Below are 8,443 nucleotides of genomic sequence, written 5' to 3' on the forward strand. Positions count from 1 at the left end.
ACCAATACCCAAATGAATGGAGCATAAACACTTAAACCACCGATAACCCAAACTTTTACATCATATCATTGTAATTCAAAAAAATAACAGAATTTGTCCAAGCCTCTGGCAATATTTGGTATATATAACCAAGAGGTCTATCAGCCGACCTATTTTCTCATAAATGATAATTTTTCGGATAAAAAAATCAACAATGCAAAAAGTGAAAATTTATTTCGCGGTATTCATTGCCTGCCTGTTTACTATAGTAGCTTGCAAAAAGAAAGATGAAGTAACACCTACCACACCAGGCAAGTTTGGACTTACCCAAATGCACACCAATCAAAGAGTACACAAACAAGTAGTTGATGGGGTAACTTATGTTCCTTATCAAAGTGCTAAAAATCAACGTACTAGCGAGGTGACCAACTTTGATTTGGGTAACCTCAAGGCAAGCAAATCGTTTTATTTTATCTTAAGCAATACTGGTGACCGAGCCATCACTGATGTAACAATAGAGTCTAATAATCCTCAGTTTGAGATTTTCCCCAAAACCATTGACAAACTGGCCGGTGCCTCCGAAAACGGCATTGTTCCTCTGCTAGAGCTAGGGGTCATTCATGGCAACCGCTTAAACGGAGTGGGTTTTCAAAGCTTATTGCCTATGGGCGACAATACGGTAGAGGTCACCATCAAAGGAAAAACCCAAGGCGAAAATGGTGAAGAAGCTGTAGAGTTAAAGGCTCAGGTGAAACTTTTTGCTCAAGTGATGGATGTGGAGTTTTATAAAAATGGTGAAAAAATAGATTTAAGTACCTTTACTCGGGTATCAGGTCCTTTTGCTCATGAAAGTGGACTAAGCAGCTTAAGACTTTATGTAGCAAATAAAACAGATGCCATCAGCGTAAAAAATGTAGGTAATGTCAATATCCAACTCAAGTATGAAGACTCTCCAAACACAACAGTAATAAATAAACCATTGGCAACCGAGCAGGAATTAACTTTAGATAATTTTTCCGACTTGTTGATTTTCGCCTTGGATGGAGGAGGAGCCATGACTCCATATTCTACTTTGCAGCTTGGAAATGACGGAAAAGCTTATATGGCATTTCAGCTCAACAAATAAAATAATTGTTGAGTGTTTCCATAGTATAACCAAGTAATACAAAACCTTACATCTCCCCTACCCCATAAAACAAAACCAAGACACCTAGCACGCTAACAAAATATATAGCGTGCTATTTTTTTTGGCAAACTCAGGTTACCTCTCAGCAAGAAGCAGTATATACCCCCACAATTGACTTCTTGCTTTTGTGCAAAAAAGAAAAGTTTTTAAATTTTAAAACCTTTTCAAATCAATTGCGTAACAACAAACAAAACGATTGTTAGTATTTAACACACTTATTCACAAAATACTAACAATCAATGATTTACAAATTATTTTAAAAATATTTGTAGATAATTTTGGAAATATAAAACGCTTTACACTACCTTTGTAGCACAAACCAAAAAAGTATAACAACTTTCAAAAATGAAATATTTAAACACACATATCGTCGAATTTAGAGCATCTCTTGGGATGGGCAGTCAGGATTGGGATTGCGCTCGTTCGGGTGTGTTTAAGTCAAAGTACAGGTACTGAAATAGGACTCTACTAAGATATAAACTGAACCCGAACTCAAAAAAGTTCGGGTTTTTTTGTGCCTATACCCCAAGGCTTGACGGGTTTGGCGCCAATCTTACACCGATAAACAAGCACTTACACTTGCTAAAATCTAAGATTGGATAAAAAAAGTTCAAGTCATCACCCAAAACGAAACCGCAACAAAACGATGAAGTTTAACACAAAATCAAAAGGCTCAAACCAAATCACCAATTATGAAGGAGCACCAGCCTACAAAATTTCGGCTGCGCTCGAACTCTACACTGCCGTGGTGACCACTTCGTTGAGTAAGACATTTTACGAGGGGGATGGTTTGAAGAGAATAGCGCGTTTACGTGAGTTGATCAAGAAAAATGATCCGTTGTTTGTCGCTCAACTTGCTGTGTACGCCAGAGAAAAAATGTACTTGCGGTCGGTACCGCTAGTGCTTGCCGTAGAGCTTGCCAAGGTACATAATGGTGATGACTTGGTGAGCCGATTGGTAAGCAGAGTAGTACAACGCGCCGATGAAATTGCCGAGTTGCTGGCTTATTACCAAATGGCCAATCAACGCCAAGGCACTAAAAAATTGAACCGATTGTCTAAACAATTGCAACGAGGTTTGGCACTGGCTTTCAACAAGTTTGACGAATACCAATTCGCCAAATACAACCGACCAAACGAGGTAAAACTACGAGATGCTTTGTTTTTGGTGCACCCAAAAGCCAAAGATGAAACGCAGCAAAACTTGTTTGACAAGATTGTAAACGATGGGTTGGAAGTGCCTTACACCTGGGAAACGCAACTGTCGGAACTGGGGCAACAAAAGTTTGCCAACGACAGCGAAAAAGCTGCGGCTTTTCGTGCCAAGTGGCAAGAACTGATTGATAGCCAACGATTGGGTTATATGGCATTGATGCGCAACCTACGCAATATGCTAGAGGCAGGCATCAGTACTGAGCACCTTCACAAGGTAACCGTCCGATTGAGCGATCCAGCGCAAGTGGCTCGTGCTAAACAATTGCCGTTCAGGTTTTTGTCGGCATACCGCGAACTCAAAAGCGTGAAATCGCCTAGAGTGAGCCAAGTGCTAGAAGCACTGGAAGCGGCTATTTTGGCAAGTACTCAAAACCTCAAAGGGTTTGACGAAAACACTGATGTGTTGATTGCCTGCGATACTTCGGGTTCGATGTGTGGACCAATTTCGCCACGAAGCTCGGTGCAAATGTATGACATAGGGCTGGTGCTGGGAATGTTGCTACAGTCAAACTGTCAATCGGTGATGTCGGGTATTTTTGGCGATCGTTGGAAAATCATCAACCTACCACGTAAGCAAGTATTGGCCAATGCCGATGCCCTGCGCAACCGAATGGGTGAGGTAGGTTACTCTACGAATGGCTACTTGGTAATCAAGGATTTGATCAAGCGTAAGCAAAAAGTAGACAAGGTAATGATTTTTACCGACTGTCAATTGTGGAACAGTAACTACTCGGGCGAGTCTATTGCCAAGTACTGGACACAGTACAAAAAAATAGCGCCAAATGCCAAATTGTATTTGTTTGATTTGGCAGGTTACGGACAATCTCCGCTAGAGGTCAAAAAAGATGATGTAGCGTTGATTGCGGGTTGGTCAGACAAGGTTTTTGAAGTATTAGAAGCCCTGGAAAACGGTCAATCGGCCATCACTGAGATTAAAGCTACTGTGATATAAAATCCCCCTCTCTCCCCTCATTTTTGAGAAAGAGTGGGGGGATTTTCAAAACTTAAATTCAAATAGAGTTTATCCCCTTCAAACGCAAACGAGGGTTTGTTGGAATGGCTTAATATTGAATTATTTGAAATTACTGAAAATCTCATAATTACTAAAAACGTGTCTAATGTGACACAAACGTTCTTTGATAAGTTGTTGATTGCTAAACATTTATTGTTTGATTTAGAAAATCAAGCATACTAAAGCAGTATTACAAAATACTAAAACCAAAAGCAAAAAGAGTGTCGTAGGCGAGTCATCCTTCGGTAGATTTGTCATCTATTCTCCCTTCACGGGGAGTATGTGGGACTTGTCGTTTGTTGCCTCTTTTTCTCAATATCGCGAGTTAGCTTAAATGGCAGAGCGCTTGACTCATAATCAAGTAAGTGTGGGTTCGAATCCCATGCTCGCTACTCATTTGGCGAGGTGGCTTAGTAACATATTCGCAATAACTGACTGATTGAGAATAAATCCCCTTTACTAACTTTTGTTATTTTTATCAGCCGTAGCGCTGCTACGCCTTCAAAAAATGCCTCAGTTAGTCTTGGGTATATATCCAAAATTCAGAAACTTATTTTAAAAATGTTACTAGGTGGTCTAGAGCGCTTGACTCATAATCAAGAAATCGCAGGTTCGAATCCTGCCTTCGCTACTGGTTTTGTAATGTGTTTGGAGGCAGTACTATTTTTTCAAATAGCTGACTTTCAAGGCATAAGTTGGTCGTTGGGGGGCGCAAGCGCGTCCTCATGACCACTTAATTAACAAAAGTAAAAAATTGAGTGTCGTAAAAGAGTCTTACTTCGATTGCAAATCTATTGTCTAACGACGTGCAGGTTCGAGTCCTGTCATTGTCTGGTAACAGTCAGTGTGGCGGAATTGGTAGACGCGATATATAAGTGACTTTTTGCCTGTTACCTCATTTTTTAAATATGATTGATAAGGTAGTGATAAAGCAACAAATAAGTACTCAAGTACTTACTTGAAACTTATGGCTTGCCTCTATCAACTAAATAGAGTGCCGTAGAAAAGTGTTACTTCGTTCGCATTTCTGAGAAGAAATCACAGGTTCGAATCCTGTACGTGCAAGCGTTGGTCGAGTGGTTGAAGACACGAATACAATTATAGTCACTTTTCGCTCGTAGCCTTATTTTTTTAAAATATTCAAGTGTTGGCGAAAGCCCAAAGAAAAAAGTGCCGTAGAGCAGCGTTACTTCGCCCGTCACGCCGGAGACTTTTTGCCTATTTTTGAAAACTTGGTAAAAGTCACTTTAAACACATAATCAGCTAAGTTGTGGTATAAAATCTAGTTTCACGTATCTCAAACATCCGTTCATTTTTTTCTATAGCTAAAAAAACGAACCAAAAAAAGCCACCGCTGTAGTTTACTGTTGCTAAAATTTGTTTCATTCCGCCGAAACAGCTCAAACTCGCCTACGGCTCAAACAGTGATCTGTTTTTACGGCTTCATTGCTCAAATTTCTTAACGCCAGTAAACTAAGGCGGGAAGAAAGACGCTGTTTTTCAAGCTTTTTTAGAGCTGATAGAAGGAAATTAATATTTTTTAACACATTGATTATCAAATATTTACACAAAAACTCTTTTTTTACAAAGAATTTATTCACCCTAAATACATACAAATATGCTGAAAGATACACTAAAATACCAACATCCTCCTTAGCCCCGAAAGGGGATTTTAAAAAAGCTTTGAGGTTTTAGCAATAAGCTACAAGTAATTAGAAACAAGCAAAATGGTGGAGTAGCCAAGCGGCAAAGGCAGTTGGTTTACATCCAAATAATCGCAGGTTCGAGTCCTGCCTCCACTACTATATTAGTTGCCAGGTGTTAGCGATAAGCTACAAGCGAACAACTAAGTTTTATATAACTATAAAAGATTGATTATCAGATAGCAATGAGAAAAATCAAAACTATTTTTGACCGAAATTGGGAAAATAACCGAAAGGTAAACTCAAAAGTTGTGGTGGATTTTGACTTTGAAAATGCCATAGCTACCGAAAAGCTGGATGGGATGAACATCAGGCTCACTATAAGAAACCATACTGTGGTAAGGGTAGAAAAACGGCGAAACCCTAATAAGGTACAAAAACAACAAGGCATTAGCGAACCTTGGTATGTAGATGCTGACGAATTTGGTACTGCTGACAAATGGATCTTTGACGCGGTGCGTCATACAGATTTTACAACAGTGCCCGATGGCGAATGGTCGGCAGAGGCACTAGGCAAGAATATTCAGGGTAATCCGTTGAACCTGAACAATCACCAAGTGTTTATTTTTTCGCTGCCCGAATGGCGCAAGAAAATTACGCTAAAAAATGTGCCTACTACCTACGAAGAACTGAAGGCTTGGCTGCCTCAGCAAAAAAGTAAGCTGGGTAACAACACTGGCATAGAAGGAATTGTGTGGCACCATCCTAATGGAGAGATGGTAAAAATCAAGGTAAAAGACTTTGATTGATTTTGAAGAGCAACAACAACTACAATAGTCCACAGCATTTAGTCGATGGTCGACAGCCGTTTTGCGAGCATAAACACCTTACAAAACACTGATAGCCAAAGTCTTATATGCGATTTTACCAACATAAAAAGGGTTGGGCTATTGCAACTATGAATACTATAAAAAAGACCAATACACAAAAATGCAATTAAAAGTATTGGTCGAATTGTGGGGTTAGTTCAATTGGCGAGAACCTCTGTTTTGCATACAGAAAATAACGGTTCAAATCCGTTACCCTACACCATTCGCTTACCATAAGGGTAGGCGGTTTTTTGGGTGATTATTTATATAAATACAAGGATGTCGTAGGTGAGTCTTACTTCGTAGACTTCGTAAATCTATCATCAACAGTGACTTGTCGCTTGTTACTCCTTTGTTTTTATAATGAAGTCATCTCGACTTTTAATAATGAACTAAAAAAATGTTCTTTGACATATTGATAATGAAAAAAAGAAATTGAGTGTCGTAAAGAAGTGTTACTTCGGCTCATAACCCAGAGGTTGCAGGTTCGAGTCCTGCTCCCGTTACTATGATTAGTTAAATACACAAAACGGGATGGAGCAATTGGTAGCTCGCTGAAAAAAAGTCATTTCTTGCTAATTACCTCAAAAAATAAGAGTGTCGTAGACAAGCGTTACTTCGTAAGTTCGATTCTTATCGGGACCGCAAAAGTTTAATAAACCGGTCCTGTGCCCTATTTAGGTGGGCAACGCGTTTGTCGACTGTTACCTCTTTTTATAAAAACTAAAGAAAAAGAAAGTGCCGTAGAAAAAACTTACTTCGTAACTATAACGGTCCTAAGGTAGCGTAATTCGGGCGACCGAATGAGTACTCTGAACGCTAAATATCTTTATATAACTTCGTTTTCTTTTGCTCTCTGACAAATTTCAGAAAACAAAATAATTTCGAATTTATTATAAATTACTTAACCCCTCAGAGTACGTGTGAAGTTGGGTTAAAAACCAACCAGGCAAAATGCTTTTACCCTAACAAGTAAAGGCGTAAGTCTCTAGAAGATGTCGAATTGCCGGCTCAATGCCCTAAGTTACTTTCATAAAGTAAACGGGTAAAAGCGGCGGTGTTCTCTTAGCAATAAGAAGAACCCATTTGTTTTCTCGCTCGTAGCCTTTCTTTTATTAATAACTTAAGACGCTGAAGGTGAATTGGTTGCACCACTGCCGTGCCAAGGCAGAGTTTGTGGGTTCGAGTCCCATCAGACGAACACCCCTTTCCTTTATTTATACGCAAACCTTTATTTATCTTTGATTTTCAGGTATTTATGTTTTTATTTATAAGCAATAATGCGCATCTTTACGCATCATTCGAGCTACCCTTTGGGTTACCCTTCACTATTTTAGCATTTAGGTAACCTAAACAATATTTAAAACTGTAGCAACATATATCATAAATATCTGTTAATCAATATCATAAATACCTGTAAACGGGTCAGGTTACCATTTGCCTCATAAGTAAAAATGGTAACCAAATATACAATAATTATGGGACTTTCGATAAGCTTTTTATTAAGAAAAGACAAGACGAATAAGAAAGGTGAAACCCCTGTGTTTTGCCGTATATCTTATCAAGGGAAAAGAGTGGATTTTCAAACTGAGGTTAAAATACCTATGGACAGGTGGTTGCCTCCAGTGATCAAGCTGGAAAAGAACGGAGATCAGGTTTTCATCAAAGGTACCAGTGAAGTGATCAAAAGTATGAATCGTTTGCTAAATAAGATGAGAGGCAGGATTTTGAATGCTTATACTGATTTGGTAAATGAAGGAGAAGAAATACGACTTCAAAAATTAAAAGCAGTTGCCAAAGGGGAAGAAGAAAAAGGCATCACTCTTTTAGAAGTACTCAATAGATCAGCCAACCGAGGCAGCTTGAGAAGTACTACACAAAGAAAAATCAAAATCTCCATTCAGAACTTAAAGTTGTTTTTACGGGATGAGTATGACAAGGAGGATATTTACCTGACAGACCTGTTAAAAGAAGCTTATAAGGGCTTTGATATCCGGTATGTAGATTGGTGCACTACTAAAACTACGATCAGGTTTGATGGTTCTACCCGGTTGCCTAAGAAACATCAGACTGCTATTAAAGAGATGAGGCATTTCCGTCAGGCAGTCAACACCGCTGTACAGTTGGGAGAAATTAGAACTAACCCATTAATTGCGAAGTTCAAAATCCCTAAAGATGAACGTCCCAAACGGGTTGTTCTTACCCTAGATGAATTAAAGCAAATCATGGCAGTAGACTTATCAGATAAGCGAGGGATGGAGAGAATTCGTGACTGTTTTGTTTTTCAGTGTTTTACCGGGCTGGCTTTCTCTGATATTGTGGACTTGAAACCAGAACACCTGATTGAACAAAGTGGGCGAACCTGGGTTATTAAAGGACGGGTAAAATCCTCTACAATTGCCAAAATGCCTTTATTACCCCAAGCCAGGTTTGTTTTGGATAAGTACAAAAGTGATCCTGTTTGTTTAAGCAAAGGTCAGTTGATACCTGTAGTTACCAGTGGAAACTATAATACTTACCTCAAAATGATTGCGGAATA

At 39.1% G+C, this 8,443-nt stretch carries 4 protein-coding genes and 4 tRNA genes; all 8 read left to right on the forward strand.

Annotated elements, in window-relative coordinates; all coding sequences use genetic code 11:
- Positions 1–193: 193 nt before the first annotated feature.
- Positions 194–1,105, forward strand: a complete 912-nt coding sequence (locus tag Q0954_RS12605) for a hypothetical protein (RefSeq protein WP_299457326.1) — start codon at positions 194–196, stop codon at positions 1,103–1,105.
- Positions 1,106–1,811: 706 nt separating this feature from the next.
- Positions 1,812–3,332 (forward strand): TROVE domain-containing protein, encoded by a 1,521-nt coding sequence (locus tag Q0954_RS12610; protein WP_299457328.1) that lies wholly within the window; start codon positions 1,812–1,814, stop codon positions 3,330–3,332.
- 379 nt (positions 3,333–3,711) lie between these two features.
- A tRNA-Met gene (locus tag Q0954_RS12615) sits at positions 3,712–3,784 on the forward strand.
- A 1,337-nt stretch (positions 3,785–5,121) separates the two neighbouring features.
- Positions 5,122–5,194 (forward strand) — tRNA-Val (locus tag Q0954_RS12620).
- Between the two features lie 86 nt (positions 5,195–5,280).
- Complete coding sequence (locus Q0954_RS12625) at positions 5,281–5,844, forward strand: DUF5565 family protein (RefSeq protein WP_299457331.1); 564 nt, start codon at positions 5,281–5,283, stop codon at positions 5,842–5,844.
- A 207-nt stretch (positions 5,845–6,051) separates the two neighbouring features.
- A tRNA-Ala gene (locus Q0954_RS12630) sits at positions 6,052–6,127 on the forward strand.
- 912 nt (positions 6,128–7,039) lie between these two features.
- Positions 7,040–7,098, forward strand: a tRNA-Gly gene (locus Q0954_RS12635).
- A gap of 284 nt (positions 7,099–7,382) precedes the next feature.
- A partial coding sequence (locus tag Q0954_RS12640; RefSeq protein WP_299457334.1) for a site-specific integrase occupies positions 7,383–8,443 on the forward strand: 1,061 nt, incomplete at its 3' end.

The organism is uncultured Microscilla sp., from assembly GCF_947493425.1.
GTDB lineage: Bacteria > Bacteroidota > Bacteroidia > Cytophagales > Microscillaceae > Microscilla.

Bases quoted from the DNA above. Each gene is read 5' to 3' on its own strand.
- Q0954_RS12605 (WP_299457326.1), top strand. From the start codon at position 194: ATGCAAAAAGTGAAAATTTATTTCGCGGTATTCATTGCCTGCCTGTTT.
- Q0954_RS12610 (WP_299457328.1), top strand. From the start codon at position 1,812: ATGAAGTTTAACACAAAATCAAAAGGCTCAAACCAAATCACCAATTAT.
- Q0954_RS12625 (WP_299457331.1), top strand. From the start codon at position 5,281: ATGAGAAAAATCAAAACTATTTTTGACCGAAATTGGGAAAATAACCGA.